The following is a 15,182-nucleotide window of genomic DNA, read 5'->3' on the forward strand; positions in this document are numbered from 1 at the left end:
CGGTCCATGAACGCGCGGGAGGCCTCGCCCGGCCCCTCGCTCAGGGAGGAATGGAGCCGCTTTCGGGTCCCAGGGGCCGGAGCTTCACGTTCAGCGACACGCGGGCTCCGCTGGGTTGGTAGTAGGTCGTGTAGGGATAGAAGCCGCGCTTCTTCACTTCGACCTGGTGGAAGCCCGCGTCCATCAGCCGCAGGCTCCGCGACACCCCGGCGTAGTCGCTGCACGTCCCCTGCTCCACGCCGTCCAGCAGGACCTGCGCGTCCGCCGGCTCGCACCGGAGCACCAGGTCGCCGCGCTTGGCGGCGTTGGCCGCCATCAACTGCTCCGCGCGGGCCACCGTCGCGGGCTGCTCCTGCTTCGCCGCGCAGCCGCCTGTCAGCAGCACCACTCCCGCGAACAGCGCTGTCGTCCGGACGCGAGCCATGGGCGCTACTGGGTGACGATGGCGACCCGGCCCTCGGCCAGGAAGCGCGTGTTCGCTTCGGTGAGCGCGCGGATGCCCTCGGCGCTCAGGACCAGGTCGGAGCCCTGGAGCTGCGCGGCCTTCACCACCAGGGGCTTGTCGCCCACGCGCGAGGCCTTGCGGGCGGCTTCCAGGCTGTTGAACCACGCGGCGACGCCCGCCGTGCCGCGCGCCTCCTGCGTCAGCACCGTCGCGCCGTAGAGCGGCTTGCCCGTCGTGTCCACCAGCCGGGGTGCGAGCACCGGCTTCGCGCCCAGCCCGCGCGCATCCACCACGAGGCCCGTGTACTTCGCCGCGCCTTCCGCATTGAGCACGATGACCGGCTCCTGCGCGGACGTCAGCGCCGCGGTGAGCGCCGCGAGCGGCACCTCCACGTCCATCTCCACGCCGCTGTCGGAGAAGTAGCGCGTGGCCACGACCTTGTAGGCGCGCATGGCCGTCTCGATGCGGGCCTTCACCTCGTCGCGCGCGAGCTCGTCGCCCACGGTGCGGCCGGCGCTCACCTGGATGCCCTTGGCCTGATCCATCAGGTTGCGGAAGGCGTCCTGCTTCGCGGCGCGCTCGGCGCCCAGGCGGGCCTGACCGGGGTTGGCGGCCTTGAGGTCCGGAGCCCCGGCGCCCGTGGCGCGCAGGATCTGGCCCTCCCAGTTGATGCCCGGGGCCCCCGAGCCGCGCACGGGTTCAGCGGCGGGGGTCGCGGGTGCGGCGACCTTCGCTTCCTTGCCCTGGCCCAGCGCCGTCAGCGGCACGACCAGCAACAATCCCCACAGCGAACGCCTCACGGAGCACTCCTCCCGTTGTCGCCGCCGCGAAAAGTCGGCGAGCGCACAGGGAACCTCTCCGGTCATTCAAGGGGGTCACTTCGCGCGAAGTCAAGGCGACCCGGGCACAGGCGGATCCGCCAGCTTCGTGTACCGCGAACCGCCGGTGGCACCGCGCAATCGCGGTGGCGCACGCGGAGGGTAATGCCTTGCGTCAGTTGCCGTTGCTGTGACGGTCGACGTAGGCGTCGATCATCTTGCGGTGCCGCTCGGTGAGCAGCGTGAAGCGCACGCCGGACTGCTCCTTGCGGCCCAGTTCCTTCCACTCGCGTACGACTTCACCCTCGGCGTAGATGATCTCCTCGGAGCCGGGGAGCTGGAACTGGAGGCCCACGCGGCGCGCGTCGTGCTGGGGCTCGATGAGGCGCGAGAGGCTGACGCCCTCCTGGCTGATGTCCGCGGCCCGGGTCATGTACGGCACGCCGCCCATGTACTTGTTGAGGTAGATGTCCAGGGGCGCCCGATTGGCCTTCCGCTTCTCGCTCATTGGCTCATGACCTCCAGCAGGTGCAACAGGCTGCTGCGGGGGTGCAGCGACCTGAAGGCACAGTACGTTCAGACGTCATGCGCGCAAGAAAACGGCGGCCCTCCAGCGCGCCAGGCGAGCCTGCGTGCGCCGTGGTTTTCCGCTCGCTGGATTCTTCGCGTTGGCCTGTGCGCGCGGATGACCGACCGGCGGCGCATGAGCGGCCCTATAGTCCCCTCCGTTCTCGTGAAAGGCGGAAGCATGCGTATGCAGTGGAAGGCGGCCCTGGTCCTGATGCTCGGTGCTCCGGGCCTTGCCCTGGCCCAGGCCCCGACGAAGACCTCCAAGCCGGCCGCCGCGCCCGAGGCCGCCGCGAAGGCGGCGCCGCTGGAGCTCCAGACGGATGATCAGAAGACCGTCTACGCGCTGGGCGTCTCGCTGGGCCAGAGCGTGACGGCGCTCGCCCTCAGCCCCGAGGAGCTGCAGCTGCTCCAGCGCGGCCTCCAGGACGCGGTCCATGGCACCGCGCCCGCCGTGGATCCGAAGGAGTACGGCCCGAAGATCCAGGCGCTCGCGAAGGCGCGACTGGCCCAGGTCAACGCCGCCACGCTGGAGCGCGCGGCCAAGGAGCCCGGGGCCACGAAGCTGCCCTCCGGCGTCATCTACCGCGAGCTCAAGGCCGGCACCGGCAAGTCGCCCCGCGCCATCGACACCGTGAAGGTGCACTACCAGGGCGTCCTGGTGGACGGCACGGAGTTCGACAGCTCCTACAAGCGCGGCATGGCGGTGGAGTTCCCGCTCAACGGCGTCATCCCCTGCTGGACCCAGGGCGTGCAGAAGATGAAGGTCGGCGGCAAGGCGAAGCTCACCTGCCCCGGGAACACCGCGTACGGTGAGCGCCCGCCCTCGGGCTCGCGCATCCCGCCCAACGCCGTGCTCACCTTCGACGTGGAGCTGGTGGAGATCCCCGGCAACACCGCCGCCACGCCGTAGTCCCCCCACGACGGGGACCCGCGCGTGGCGGGTCCCCGCGAAGGTTCTACCCCTGGGACACCTTCACGGACCGGCCGCCAAAGGGCGGGTCGGCCGTGATGGCCTGGGCCAGGCGGTCCGAGAACGCGCGTCCCTCCCGCTGGAAGGACTCGGTCTCCTCCGCGTTCAGGCGCACGCGCACCTCGAACTGCATGATGCCGCCCACCACGACCTCGATGGACAGCGCCCCGTCCTGCTCGCGCAGCACGCGGTACAGGAGCGGGCTCAGGAGGAGCACCTCCTCGTCGCTCACGGGATCTCCGCCACCTGCGTGTCCGCCACCGGGGCGTTGATGACCATCACCTCCGGCGCGCCGCCGGACGTGTAGCCGCCGAACTTGAAGCAGTCCGTGTCCTCCGGCGTCTGGCACTTCCACACGCCGGGGTCCGCGTCCACCGGCAGGCGCGTGCAGATCTTCTGCGCGCCCAGGTCCAGCGTCATCATCCGCAGCGGGCCCTCGAAGTTCTTCGCCGGCAGGCCCAGCGCCTGGCCCAGCACCGCCGGGTCGTGCTTGCCGTCCGCCGTCTTCGACTTCTCCACCGCGCCGTGGATGGCCGCCGACGGCGCCGCGAACAGGTAGCAGGCCGTGTCGTTGCAGCGGCCGAAGTTCTTCGCGCCCGTCTGCACCACGAACTTCTGGTACGCGCTGTCCGTCATCAGCCAGGACACCCTGCGGTCCGGGAAGTTCTTCGCGATGTGCTGATCAATCCCGTAGGGGCTGGCCATCGCGTCCGCCTCCTTGGAGATGGCCTTCTGCGTGTCGTCGCAGTGCTCCACCAGCGACGCCGGCGTCGGCTCCGTCGTGTCCGGGGTCTTCGTGCCGCCCTTCGTCGTCGCACAGCCCACGAGGGTCGACAGGGAGCCCAGCACCAGCGCACGAGAGATGAAATTCAAGGCAAATCCTCCAGATGAGTTAAATGGGGAATGCCCGACTATCACAGTGCGGCTTCGGTGGCGCGCAACAAAGCATCCGCGCTGACGGGGGCGCCGGTGGCGTGGCGCATCCATTCGTCCGGGGTGACGGAGCCGAAGGTGGCCATGCGCTCGAACTCCGCGCCCAGCGGGCCGTGCTGCTTCAGGTGCTCTTCAATCTGGAAGGCGATGAGGTGCCCGAGCGGGTAGTCCGGCAGGTACAGCGGGTAGCTGATCATGTGGCTGTAGATGCCCAGCACGGCGCTGTCCTTCTTCCCCAGCACGGGCGCGTAGTAGCGGTTCCACACGTCGCGCGACAGGTCCGCCACCGCGTCGCGCAGCTGGGCGGGCGTGGCGTCCGGGTGTTCGTACATCCAGTGCCACGTGGCCATGTCCACCAGCGCCACGCCGGCGATCTCCCAGGACTGCCAGAAGTCGTTGAGCACGCGCTCGCGCTCGCTGGTCGCGTCCGGCTGGCCCAGGCCCAGCAGCTCCAGGTCGCGTGCCTGGAAGACGAAGGCCAGCGCCTCCGTGAAGGCGTTGTTGGGGACGCCGGACAACAGCGTGTGGTCCACCTGGTACAGGCTGAAGACCTGCTCCACGTTGTGCCCCAGCTCGTGCACCGCGATGTTGTAGCCCTTGTAGTCCATGCCCCCCTTCTCCACGCGCGTGCGCAGGCGGGGGAAGTCGCCCCGGCGCAGCGCCTGCTGGGCATGGCCGGCGCCCCGGGACGCGTCCACGCGGATGTACGAGGCGAGCACGTCCGCCTTCTCCCGCGTGAAGCCCAGGCTCTGGAGGATGCGCGGGATGTCGCGCGCGAAGGCGTCCGCCGTGGGGTAGCGCTTGCGCGTCAGCGCGTCCAGCTGAGCCTCCGGCACCTTCGCGCCCGGACGGAAGCCCGGGTACCACAGGTCCTGAGGCTCCAGCGGGCGGCCCAGGCGCGTCTCAATCAGCTTCGCCACGCGCGGCACCAGCGGGGACTCCAGCAGCTGCGTGAGCAGCGCGCGCACGCGCTCCTCCGGCAGGCCGCGGTCCAGCTCGAAGGCGCGGGCGATGCGCGTGGGCGCCACCGGCGAATACGGGTCCACCTTGCGCGACGCATTGAACGTGGCGAGCAGCCTCGCGTAGCGCGTGTCCGGCTCCGGCGCGGCGTCCGCCTTGGCAGGCCGCTGGGGCGCGTTCGCCTCCACCGTCTCCGGCGGCGCCACGGTGACCTTGTTGGTGAAGGGGTCCCAGTCCACGCGCGGGTTGTCGATGACGGCGGCGGGAATGGTCTGCGTGACGATGCGCTCCATCACCTGGACGATGGCGCGCTGCTTCGCCAGCCCCCGCGGATCCGTGTAGTCCGCCTTGAGTTCGTCGCGCAGGTTCCAGTGGCTGATGAGGCGCAGGCCCTGGGGGAAGAGCCGCTGGCCCTTCGCGTCCACCAGGTGGTGCATCCAGACGTTGTACTCGGCGATGTAGAGGTTCGCGTCCGCGATGGCCTGCGACACCTTCTGCTCCACCGCCGCGGGCACGCGCCGGTTGAAGCGCGACGCGAGCTTCGCCTCCGCCCACTGGCGCCGCGTCCAGTTCGGGCCCTCCTTCACGCGCTCGGCCAGGGTGGTGAGCGGGAAGTTGAGCAGCACGACGAAGCCCGGCTTCGCGTTGAACAGGTCCGAGGTGACGTTGGCGGAAGGGTCATACGCCGCGAGCAGCGGCTCCACCGGCAAGAGCGGCCCCAGGTCCAGGTCCGTGAACCACTGGAGCTCGCGGCCCAGCTCGTTCATGTGGCCGTCGAACTGTTCGAACAGCCCTTCGAAGCGCGTGAACGTCGCGTCCAGCCGCGGGCCCGTGGGAAGGAACTGCTCGCGCGCGAAGGCCGCCAGGTCCCCGTCCTCCGGGCGCCACAGCGCGGCCACCTGCTCCACGCCGCGCTCGATGCGGGCGCGCTGCGCCTCGCCGTGCTGCTCCACCAGCTCCTGCTTGAGCGCGGCAAGTGACGCTTTCGTCACGGGCGCGGACGGCGCGGGCGCGGTGGTGGAGGCCTGGGGGGCGGGGGCCGTGGAGGAGGACGTGCTGGCGCACCCGAGGGCGGCCACCAGGGGGAGGATGCGCAGGCGCAAGGCGGACATGCAGGCTCCGGAAAATACAGAAGGCCCGACCCGGAGAGAGTCGGACCTTCTTGGGTGAATCAGGAAACGGTCAGGCTCAGGCGGCGCGAACGTTCTGCGCCTGCAGGCCCTTGGGGCCCTTGGTGACTTCGAACTCCACCTTCTGGCCCTCGGCCAGGGTGCGGAAGCCGTCCATGTTGATGGCGGTGTGGTGGCAGAACACGTCCTCGCCGCCGCCATCCTGCGTGATGAAGCCGAAGCCCTTCGCGTCGTTGAACCACTTCACGGTACCAGTCGCCATTTGCTGTTCTTCTTTCATCGCGGACAGGAAGAGTCGCCGTCCGGTCCTACAGAGTTCAACCCTACAAGACGGGCGATAGCCTAAGCGCCCGCCCCGGGCGAAGTCCACTCCCTGGTCACCTCACCAGCCGCACTTCTGGCCCTTGTTCTGCTCCTGCAGCCAGCGGCGCAGCGGCGCGAAGTACTCCAGCATGGGCGTGGCATCCATCTGGCGGGTGCCCGTCATGGCGGACAGCGCGTCCGGCCACGGCTTGCTCGCGCCCAGCTCCAGCATGGCCTGCAGGCGCTGACCGGCGGCCTTGTTGCCGTAGATGGAGCACTCGTTGAGGGGGCCCTTGATGCCAGCGGCCTCGCACAGCGCCTTGTGGAACTGGAACTGGAGGATCCGCGCGAGGAAGTAGCGCGTGTACGGCACGTTGGCGGGCACGTGGTACTTGGCGCCCGCGTCGAAGTCCTGCTCCGTGCGCGCCACCGGCGCCGCGATGCCCTGGTACTTCGTGCGCATCGCCCACCAGCTCTTGTTGTAGTCCGCCGGCTTCACCTTCCCGCTGAACACGTCCCAGCGCCACTGGTCCACCAGCAGGCCGAAGGGCAGGAAGGCCACCTTCTCCAGCGCGTCCTTCAGCTGCAGGTTGATGACGTTCTTCTCGTTCTTCTCCACCGCGCCCAGGAGGCCCGCCTGCTGGAGGTAGGCCGGGGTGATGGAGAGCGTGAGCGCGTCACCGATGGCCTCGTGGAAGCCGTCGTTGGCGCCGGCCTGATAGAGGACCGGGAGCTTGTAGTAGTACGTGTAGTAGTAGTCGTGGCCCAGCTCGTGGTGGATGGTGACCAGGTCCTCCTCGGTGGGCTTGATGCACATCTTGATGCGCAGGTCGTTGTCGTACGTCACGTCCCACGCGGACGCGTGGCAGACGACGTCGCGGTCGCGCGGCTTGGTGAACTGCGAGCGCTCCCAGAAGGTCTGCGGCAGCGGCTTGAGGCCCAGCGAGGTGAAGAACTTCTCACCCAGCTTCACCATCTTCTGCGCGTCGTAGCCCTGCTTCACCAGGGCGCTGTCCACGTCCAGGCTGGCCTGGCCGGGGAACGGCTCCACCAGCGGGTAGATGTTGTTCCACTCCTGCGCCCACATGTTGCCCAGCAGGTGCGCGGGGATGGGCTTGCCGGCGGGCACCGCGGCCTCGCCGTACTGCTTCGCGAGCCGGCCGCGCACGTAGCAGTGCAGCTCGTCATACATCGGCTTGACCTGGCCCCAGAGGCGCTGCGCCTCCTTCTCGAACTCGGCCGGGGTCATGTCGTAGGACGACCGCCACAGCGTGCCCAGGTCGTTGAAGCCGATGTCCTGCGCGCCCGCGTTGGAGAGGTTCACCAGCTGCGTGTAGAGCGGGCGCATGGGGCGGCTGATGGCGTGCCAGCCCGTCCACGCGTCGAGCAGCGCGTTCGCGTCACGGCTCTCCGCCATGACGTCGGACAGCTCCTCCAGGTCGCGGCACTTCCCCTTGCCGTCCTTGCCGCAGTACTTGCCCTTGCCGTAGAGGCCCTCCAGCTTCGCGGCGGTGGCGGCCAGCTCCGAGCGCTGCCTGGCGTCCGCCGGGGCGGGCAGCGTCTGGGACACGCGCAACAGGTGCAGCATGCGCGCGGTGTCCGCGTCCAGCTTCAGCCCGTCGAAGCGGCGCGAGTCCTTGATGGCGTTGTTGACGTAGGCCATCACCTCTTCGTTGACGGAGGCGGCGTTCCGCTCCGTGTCGTCGGTGATGTACGTGCTCTTGATCCACTCGGCGGTGGCCTGGCGGGTCCAGAGCTGCTTGAGGTCCGCGTTGAGCTTTTCAGCGAACTGCTTCGCCTCCGCGGGCGTGGCCTTCGCGGCCGGAGCGGGCGTGGCCTTCGCGGCCGGGGCGGGCGTCGTCTGCGCGCTGGCGGCGGGCGCCGCGAGCGACAGGGCGGCCAGGGCCGCGCGAATCAAGGACTGAGGAGTGCGGGTCATGGGCGCGGACACTATGGGAAGTGCCCTGCCCTCGCACCCGCGAAGTCACGGCGCCCGCGCGCCCTGCCCTTTGTGTGGACGCTGAGACATCGCGTCCCGACGCAGTGCGAAAACCGCGCGGTCCTTCTCCTTCGCCTCCAGCATGAAATCCGCGGGCCCATCCAGCGCGGCCACCATGGCCCGGAAGTCCACCGGTTCGATGAGGTCCGAGTGCGCGCCGGGCCGCCCGCCCGCCTTCTGTGACGCCAGGTGGAATTTGGGACGAAGGTCCAGTGCGCGCCAGGTGGCGGAGGCCTCGCGCACCAGCTCCTCCACGGACATGGGCGGATCCGAGGGCAAGACAGCATTGTGCAGGTTGTCCCCCACCATGGGCACGCCGTGCTCGCGGGCCAGGGGCAGCACCTCGCGCGCGGTCCAGACCTTGTCGTCGTGCTCAATCGTGAGCCGCTGACGCAGGTCCTCCGGCATCGTGTCCAGCATCCGGTGCGCGGCGTCCAGCGCCTCCGGGCGGCTGGGGGCGGCGCCGCCCACGTGGATGACGACGCGGCATTCGGGGCCGGCCTCCAGGAGGTCCAGCACGCGCGCGCTGTAGCGCAGCTCCGCGATGGCGGCGTCGCGCACGCGCTCGTGTCGCGAGGACAGCGACGCGCCAGCCGGAGAGGGATGCAGGGACAGCCGCTGCTGGGACTGGCGCGCGATGCGGGCCAGCGTGGCGAAGGTGCTCGCGAAGGTCTTCCACCAGGGCAGCGTGTTCACCGGGTGTGAGCCGAACGGGATGAGCGACGACCCGATGCGGAAGACATGGATGGCGTGCTCCGCGTTGAAGCGCAGGATCTGCTCCAGCTCCTCCAGGTTCTGCGCGGCGAGCGCTTCCAGTCGCTGCGGCGTCGCGGTGGCGAGACGGCAGGTGTGGCTGGCGCTCACGCCCAGCGTCAGGGATTGGGCCACGTAGCCCAGGCGGTAGGTTGAAAGGCCTTCCATGCCAGGAAAGGTCACCACGCTCCGCCCGCACGACCCGGACGGTGGGCCCGTACGGAGGGCAACCAGCCACGACGGGCGCGCCCTGCCGTGCCGCTACAGGCAGTGACAGCTTTCCTTCATGCTTCTGGGACACACCAAGGACGCGCACTGGCCGGCGCCAGAGGCCGCGATGGACCAGGCGCGCGAGTTCCTGGAGGCCTGCCGGGACAAGCACGTCCTGGTGGTACCGCACACGGACGTGGACGGGCTCACCTCCGGAGTGCTGATGCTCCGGGCGCTCCAGTCCCTGGGGGCCCGGCCGACGGCGCGCCTGCCCGGCAAGGGAGAGGACGTCCACCAACCGGGCTTCTTGCAGCGGCTGGGCGCGTCCTCCGCGGAGGCGCTGGTGGTGCTGGACATGGGCAGCCGCGCGGAGCCGCTGCTGCCCGGGGTGCCCACGCTGGTGGTGGACCATCATGCGTCGGACGTGTTTCCACCCGGCGCGCAGGTGCTCACGGCGTATGGCCATGAGCCCGTGGCGAACACGAGCCTGCTCACGTACGTGCTGACGTCGTCGTTCACCGTGCCCGGTCCGCTGGAGTGGCTGGCGGTGCTGGGCACGGTGGCGGACCTGGGCGCGGACGCGCCGATGCCGTTCCTCAAGGACGCGCTGCGGCGGGCGAAGCGTTCCTCCGTCACGGAGGCCGTGGCGCTGCTCAACGCGGCCCGCCGCTCCAGCCGGTTCGCGGCGCCGCTGGCGATGCAGGTGCTCCTGCGCGCGGGCAGCGCCACGGACATCGCGGAGGGGCGCGTGCCCGGCGTGGACGCGCTGCGCGACTGCCGCCTGGAGGTGCAGCGCGAGGTGGCGCGGTGCGCGAAGACGCCGCCGCGCTTCGCGGGAAACCTGGCGCTGCTGCTGTTCAGCTCCGAGGCGCAGGTGCACCCGCTGGTGGCCATGCGCTGGGTGCAGCGGCTGCCGGACCACATCGTCGTCGCCGCCAACACGGGCTACCTGCCCGGCCGCGTGAACTTCGTGCTGCGAAGCCGCGCGCCGGTGGACCTGCTCGCGCTGCTGCGGGGGCTGGATTTGCCGCCCATGGGAGGCTCGTACGCGCACGGCCACTCGCGCGCCACGGGCGGCAGCCTGCCTCCCGAGGACTTCCTGCGGCTGATGGACGCGCTGGGCTTCCATGGGCTGAGCGGCCGGGACGTGGAGCGGCGCGGCGTCGCGCCGGGATGATGCGATATGACGGAGGGGATGCCTCGCGCCCTCTCCGCCCTCCTCTTCTCGCTGTGCCTCGCCTGCGGTTCGACGAAAGACGATCCGCCCAACCCCGGTGGCGAAGCCTGTGAGCGGTATGACTTTCCGCTGTCGGACACGTCGTCCGCCGCGCACGTGAGTTCGTGCAGCAGCACCGGGTGCGGCAATGGAGAGAACCCGCCCAACTCCGGCCTGCATTGCCCCACGTGGCTGTCGTGCCGCAGCTACCCCACGGAGCAGCCGCGCTGTTCGTGGATCCACAACCTGGAGCACGGCCACGCGGTGTTCCTCTACAACTGCCCGGAGGGCTGCGCCGACGACGTCGCGAAGCTGGAGGCCGCGATGGCGACGGCCGCGGTGGGCAGCAACGGCGTGCGCCGCGCGCTCGTCGCGCCGGACTCGCAGCTGCCCAAGCGCTTCGCCGCGCTGCTGTGGCGCCGCACGTACCTGATGGATTCCGTGGATCCGGACGCGCTCACGTGTCTGCTCGCGTTGCAGGACGTGGACGCGAATGAGCCGGGCCTCGTCTGCCCTCCGTGAAGCCATGACGTTCGCGGAGTAGAACGCGGGCACGCGAGTCATCCACCCTGGCAGGGTGTTACGCGTCGCCCGACCTTGCGCGCGCGGAGTCGCGTCCCTTCAATCCGCGCCACCCTTGTTTCATCCTGCTGCCGTGTCTCGCACGGCGGCATGGCCCCCTTTCGTCGGGGTGGCGTGTCGACATGCCCCACACCGTCGACGCCCCCGTGTCCCGTCTGGAGGTGCTGCCCGTGCCCGGCAACCATCAGACAATGATTGAACCGCCGCACGTCGAGACCCTGGCGCGGCACCTGACCACATGCCTGCGGCGCATCGAGGACGCAGCGCCCGAGAGCTCGGTCGCATAGCGGCCCAGGGAGCCACCGGTCGCATGACCGGGTAATGGACGGTCAAGAGGGCTTAGCGGCCAATACCGGAAGGACTGGAGGCGCCTGAGCGTACTAGCGCCCCCATGACGACCAACACCATTCGACGCGCCTTCGCTGCGCTGCTGACGCTGACGTGTCTCGGGGCGATGTCCGCCCCGGCCGCCACGGGTGTGCAAGGGCCCGTGCCCCCGGCCTTCCAGAACCGCCTGATGGTGGGCCTCTTCGAGGAGGCCGGCCAGAACTGGATGCGCGACAGCAACGTCCCCTGGGACGCGCGCTATCGCTATTTCACCAAGGGCTGGGCGGACAACTGGGGCTATGGCGCCCGCGACGGCAGCTGGGCAGCCAGCTTCTTCACGGAGACGAAGGCGCTGGGCTACGTGCCCGTCGTCACCTACTACCAGCTCTTCGGTGAGCCGGGCGGCGGCGAGCAGGAGACGCTCGCGAAGCTGAAGAACGCCAGCACCATGCGCAGCTACTTCGAGGACGTGAAGCTGCTCCTCCAGCGCGCGAAGACCTTCGGCGGCCCGGTCATCCTCCACGTGGAGCCGGACGCGGTCGGCTTCATGCAGTTCCAGACGGCCTCCAACCCCAACGCCCCCGCGGCCATCGCGTCCTCGGGCATGCCGGAGCTGGCGGGCCTGCCCAACACCGTCGCCGGATGGAGCCTGGCGTTCCTCCAGCTGCGCAAATCCGTGGGCGCGAACAACGTCGTGCTGGGCCTGCACATCTCCGCGTGGGCCAGCGGCAAGGACATCGCGTTCAACTCGCTGACGGATCCGCTGCAGCCGGAGGTGGACAAGGTCGTCAACTTCCTCAAGCCGCTGGGCCTGGCCACCAACGTCACCGGCGCCACCTACGACGTGCTGGTGGGCGACCCGCTGGACCGCGACGCGGACTTCTACCGGCTCACGCAGGGCGCGGACCACCTCTGGGACATGAGCGATTCTGCGTCCCTCACGTCGCGCTCGTACAACCGCTACGCGGAGTGGCTGCGCCTGTGGAACCAGACCACCGGCAAGCGCTGGATGCTGTGGCAGATCCCGCTGGGCAACTCCAACCACCTCAACATCAACAACGGCGGCGGCCCGCGCCAGGGCTACAAGGACAACCGCACCGAGTACTTCTTCGGCGCGAGCGGTGACGCGCACCGGCGCAAGTTCGCCAACGTGGGCGTCATCGCCCTGCTGTACGGCGCGGGCGCGGGCGGCCAGAGCTCCTACCAGAACGACCAGGGCACCGACGGCCAGCCGTACCTGAAGCAGCGCGCGAGCACGTTCCTCAACGCGGGCGGACTCATCCTGCCCGCGGCCGGCACCACCCTCCCGCCCCCGGGCGGCGGCGGATCCACCGACGGTGGCACCGTGGACGCGGGCACCCCTCCGGTCGACGCGGGCACCGGCACCGATGGCGGCACGCGCCCGGATGGTGGCACCGACGGCGGCGTGGACGGCGGCACGCGTCCGGACGCCGGCACCGACGGCGGCACCGGCACCTCCGACGCGGGCACCCCTGCGGATCCGTCCAAGTACGGCTTCGAGTCCGGCACGCAGGGCTTCAGCGCCGCCGGCGCCGCGCTGTCGGCCGTGAGCACCAGCACGACGCAGGCCTACGCGGGCATCCGTTCGCTCGCCGTGCCCTTCAACGGCACGTCCGGCAAGGGCACCGTGGCCGTGGCCAACGCGGCCGTGCCGTCCGCCAGGACGGTGACGTTCCGGCTGTGGCTGCCCTCTGGCAGCAAGATCACCGGCGTGCAGCCCTACACGATTGAAGGCGCCTCCGCGAACTGGCGCTGGACGGGCAGCTGGATCCCGGTGGGCAACCTCAAGGCGGGCGCGTGGAACGCCATCACCGTGAAGCTGCCCTCCGGCTCCACCTCCCCGCTGTACCAGCTGGGCGTGGAGTTCCAGACGACGGGCACGTGGAAGGGCACGGTCTACCTCGACGGAGTCAGCTGGTAGTCCAAGCAGTTTCCGGTCTCGCGGGCGCGTGCAACCGTCCGCGGGACCGGCGTAGGGTAGCGGCGCCCGTGAGTCCCCCGCCCAACGCCGCCCCCATCTCCCGCGAGCGCGTGCGCGCCATCGACTGGCTGCGCGGCCTCTCCGTCCTCGTGATGATCCAGACCCACGCGCTGGTGCTGCTCACCCCCGAGCTGCGCAAGAGCGTGTGGACCGGACGCCTGCTCAAGGTGGACGGACTGGTGGCCCCCGCGTTCATCTTCTCCGCCGGGTTCGCGCTGGCGCTGCTCATGGTGCGCAGCGCCGCCGCGGGCGTGCTGCACGAGCGCGTGCCCCGCAACCTCCGCCGCATCGCGGAGGTGTTCGCCGTCGCCGCGCTCGTCAACGCCGTGTGGTTCCCCATCCGCACCCAGCCCGTGTGGCTCCTGCGTCTGGACATCCTCCACTGCGTGGGGCTGTGCCTGCTGATCACCCTGCCCATCGCCGCGCTGCTGGCCTCACGTCCGCGAGTCCTCGCGGGCACCGCCTTCGTCCTGGCGATGGTGGCGTTCGCCCTGGCCCCCTTCAGCGACAACGCGGGCGAGCCCTGGGCGTCCTTCCTGCGCAAGTCCAACTGGGCCCCCTTCCCGATGGTGCCGTGGGTGGGCTTCGCGTGGCTGGGCGCCTTCGCGGGCTGCATCGCGGGCGCGTGGGGCCGCAAGGGTTTGGCCCGGGCCCTGGGCTTCCTCATCGCGCTGGGGCTTGTGGGCACGCTGCTGCCGGGCGCGCTCAACAACCTCTACCCGCCGCACCGCTTCTTCGTCACCAACCCGTCCAACTCCGCCACCCGCTTCATGTGGGTCTGCGCGGTGCTGCGGGTGATGCTGTGGGTGGAGGGCCGGATGGCGCCGGACGCGAAGCCGTCCCGCGCGCGGCGCTTCCTGGAGGTGTTCGGCACCTCGTCGCTGTCCGCGTACTTCTTCCACGAGATGCTGCTGTACTACCGCGTCTTCGGCGTCTTCTCGTTCCAGAAGCTGTGGGGCGACTCCAGCGGATGGCTGAAGTTCACGGGCCTGCTCGCGCTGCTCATCGCGTGCACGTATGTGCTGTGCCTCGCGTGGGATCCGGTGGAGCGCGCGGTGAAGAAGGGCTTCGCGCGCGCCAGCCAGTGGCTGCTCAGTGCGGCGCGCTGGCCGCGGCCTGCTCGAAGGCGCGGATGATCTCCGGCGGGGCCTGCACCAGTTCGATGAGGACGCCCTCGCCGCTCAGCGGGAACTGATCGCTGGCCTTCGGGTGGATGAAGCACACGTCGAAGCCCGCCGCGCCCTTGCGGATGCCGCCGGGCGTGAAGCGCATGCCCTGCCCCTCCAGCCACTTGACGGCCACCGCCAGGTCGTCCACCCACAGCCCCACGTGGTTGAGCGCCGGGTCGTGCACCTTGGGGCGGCCGTCGGGGTTGACGGGCTGCATCAAGTCCACCTCCACCTTGAAGGGGCCCGCGCCCGCCACGACGATGTCCTCGTCCACGTTCTCTTTTTCGCTGCGGTAGGTGCCGTGGGCCGTCAGGCCCAGCGTGTCCACCCACAGCTTGCGCAGGGCGCCCTTGTCGAGGCCCCCGATGGCGATCTGCTGGATGCCCAGAATCCGGAACGGTCGTGTCGTCTCCATGGGCGGGGACCGTCGCAAAAGGGGTCCCCCCGCGCAAGCGCGGCCCACGCGCGGACCCGGGAAAAATTCACCGGATAAACCCATTCCGGAGGTCACCCGTTTCCAGGGGCACGCTGACTTCCTCCCGTCGTCCCGGAGCCGCCATGTCCCCGTTCTTCTCGAAGCGCCGCGTGTCCTTCGTCAGTGGTGCCCTCCTGTGCGCCAGCCTCGTGAGCGCCTGCTCCATGCGGGAGCCCGTGCAGAGCGCGGCCCGTGAGGAGCTGCGGCCCCAGGCCGTGGCCATCACCGAGTCCGCCCCCTCCAAGGACAGCGACTCCGCCCCCCGCGACCTGTCTCTCATACACATCTCCGAGCCCACGAGACGCTCATGAAACTCGTAT

General features: G+C 70.0%; 17 protein-coding genes. 7 read left to right on the forward strand and 10 right to left on the reverse strand.

Going from position 1 to position 15,182, the window contains the following annotated elements; translation table 11 throughout:
• Positions 1-40: 40 nt before the first annotated feature.
• From D7X96_RS26725 to D7X96_RS26735, 3 genes are all read right to left on the reverse strand, one after another.
• On the reverse strand, positions 41-424 hold the full coding sequence (locus D7X96_RS26725; RefSeq protein ID WP_120547025.1) for a PEGA domain-containing protein: 384 nt from the start codon (positions 422-424) through the stop codon (positions 41-43).
• Positions 425-429: 5 nt separating this feature from the next.
• Entirely contained in the window at positions 430-1,245 is an 816-nt protein-coding gene (locus D7X96_RS26730) for a TP0624 family protein (RefSeq protein ID WP_121771048.1), read from the reverse strand.
• A 193-nt stretch (positions 1,246-1,438) separates the two neighbouring features.
• Positions 1,439-1,771, reverse strand: a complete 333-nt coding sequence (locus D7X96_RS26735; protein WP_120547027.1) for a PilZ domain-containing protein — start codon at positions 1,769-1,771, stop codon at positions 1,439-1,441.
• Between the two features lie 240 nt (positions 1,772-2,011).
• Between D7X96_RS26735 and D7X96_RS26740 the strand changes: the two genes are divergently transcribed.
• Positions 2,012-2,743, forward strand: a complete 732-nt coding sequence (locus D7X96_RS26740) for an FKBP-type peptidyl-prolyl cis-trans isomerase (protein WP_120547028.1) — start codon at positions 2,012-2,014, stop codon at positions 2,741-2,743.
• Between the two features lie 46 nt (positions 2,744-2,789).
• Here D7X96_RS26740 and D7X96_RS26745 read toward each other — a convergent pair whose 3' ends face one another.
• The 6 genes from D7X96_RS26745 to uvsE all read right to left on the reverse strand — a co-directional run bounded on the left by D7X96_RS26745 (position 2,790) and on the right by uvsE (position 9,049).
• Positions 2,790-3,035: a hypothetical protein gene (locus D7X96_RS26745; RefSeq protein ID WP_120547029.1), complete on the reverse strand. Its 246-nt coding sequence runs from the start codon at positions 3,033-3,035 to the stop codon at positions 2,790-2,792.
• Complete coding sequence (locus tag D7X96_RS26750) at positions 3,032-3,676, reverse strand: hypothetical protein (RefSeq protein ID WP_120547030.1); 645 nt, start codon at positions 3,674-3,676, stop codon at positions 3,032-3,034. Before D7X96_RS26750 ends, D7X96_RS26745 begins: the two co-directional genes overlap by 4 nt.
• A gap of 41 nt (positions 3,677-3,717) precedes the next feature.
• On the reverse strand, positions 3,718-5,808 hold the full coding sequence (locus D7X96_RS26755) for a hypothetical protein (protein WP_121771049.1): 2,091 nt from the start codon (positions 5,806-5,808) through the stop codon (positions 3,718-3,720).
• A gap of 76 nt (positions 5,809-5,884) precedes the next feature.
• Entirely contained in the window at positions 5,885-6,088 is a 204-nt protein-coding gene (locus D7X96_RS26760) for a cold-shock protein (RefSeq protein ID WP_014397260.1), read from the reverse strand.
• Positions 6,089-6,208: 120 nt separating this feature from the next.
• Positions 6,209-8,068, reverse strand: a complete 1,860-nt coding sequence (locus D7X96_RS26765; RefSeq protein ID WP_120547045.1) for a M2 family metallopeptidase — start codon at positions 8,066-8,068, stop codon at positions 6,209-6,211.
• Positions 8,069-8,113: 45 nt separating this feature from the next.
• Entirely contained in the window at positions 8,114-9,049 is a 936-nt protein-coding gene (uvsE, locus tag D7X96_RS26770) for a UV DNA damage repair endonuclease UvsE (RefSeq protein WP_244219739.1), read from the reverse strand.
• 118 nt (positions 9,050-9,167) lie between these two features.
• On the opposite strand from uvsE, the gene D7X96_RS26775 reads away from it, so the two are divergent.
• The 5 genes from D7X96_RS26775 (at position 9,168) to D7X96_RS26790 (ending at position 14,354) form a co-directional block, all read left to right on the forward strand.
• The gene (locus tag D7X96_RS26775) at positions 9,168-10,268 is read left to right on the forward strand and encodes a DHH family phosphoesterase (RefSeq protein WP_120547033.1); all 1,101 of its coding nucleotides are present in this window, start codon (positions 9,168-9,170) and stop codon (positions 10,266-10,268) included.
• Between the two features lie 18 nt (positions 10,269-10,286).
• A complete protein-coding gene (locus D7X96_RS26780) occupies positions 10,287-10,829 on the forward strand; it encodes a thioredoxin-like domain-containing protein (RefSeq protein WP_233610140.1) in 543 nt (180 codons plus the stop codon).
• A 182-nt stretch (positions 10,830-11,011) separates the two neighbouring features.
• Positions 11,012-11,176 (forward strand): hypothetical protein, encoded by a 165-nt coding sequence (locus D7X96_RS40070; RefSeq protein WP_158626639.1) that lies wholly within the window; start codon positions 11,012-11,014, stop codon positions 11,174-11,176.
• A 104-nt stretch (positions 11,177-11,280) separates the two neighbouring features.
• Positions 11,281-13,158: a hypothetical protein gene (locus D7X96_RS26785; protein ID WP_121771051.1), complete on the forward strand. Its 1,878-nt coding sequence runs from the start codon at positions 11,281-11,283 to the stop codon at positions 13,156-13,158.
• A 68-nt stretch (positions 13,159-13,226) separates the two neighbouring features.
• Positions 13,227-14,354, forward strand: coding sequence for a heparan-alpha-glucosaminide N-acetyltransferase domain-containing protein (locus D7X96_RS26790; protein ID WP_121771052.1), 1,128 nt, complete (start codon positions 13,227-13,229; stop codon positions 14,352-14,354).
• On the opposite strand, the gene D7X96_RS26795 is transcribed toward D7X96_RS26790, so the two are convergent.
• Complete coding sequence (locus tag D7X96_RS26795) at positions 14,311-14,802, reverse strand: VOC family protein (protein ID WP_120547037.1); 492 nt, start codon at positions 14,800-14,802, stop codon at positions 14,311-14,313. The genes D7X96_RS26790 and D7X96_RS26795 overlap by 44 nt on opposite strands.
• A 143-nt stretch (positions 14,803-14,945) precedes the next feature.
• On the opposite strand from D7X96_RS26795, the gene D7X96_RS26800 reads away from it, so the two are divergent.
• Positions 14,946-15,173: a hypothetical protein gene (locus tag D7X96_RS26800; RefSeq protein ID WP_121771053.1), complete on the forward strand. Its 228-nt coding sequence runs from the start codon at positions 14,946-14,948 to the stop codon at positions 15,171-15,173.
• Positions 15,174-15,182 lie beyond the last annotated feature (9 nt).

Origin of the sequence: Corallococcus interemptor (genome assembly GCF_003668875.1) — a bacterium.
Taxonomy (GTDB): domain Bacteria; phylum Myxococcota; class Myxococcia; order Myxococcales; family Myxococcaceae; genus Corallococcus; species Corallococcus interemptor.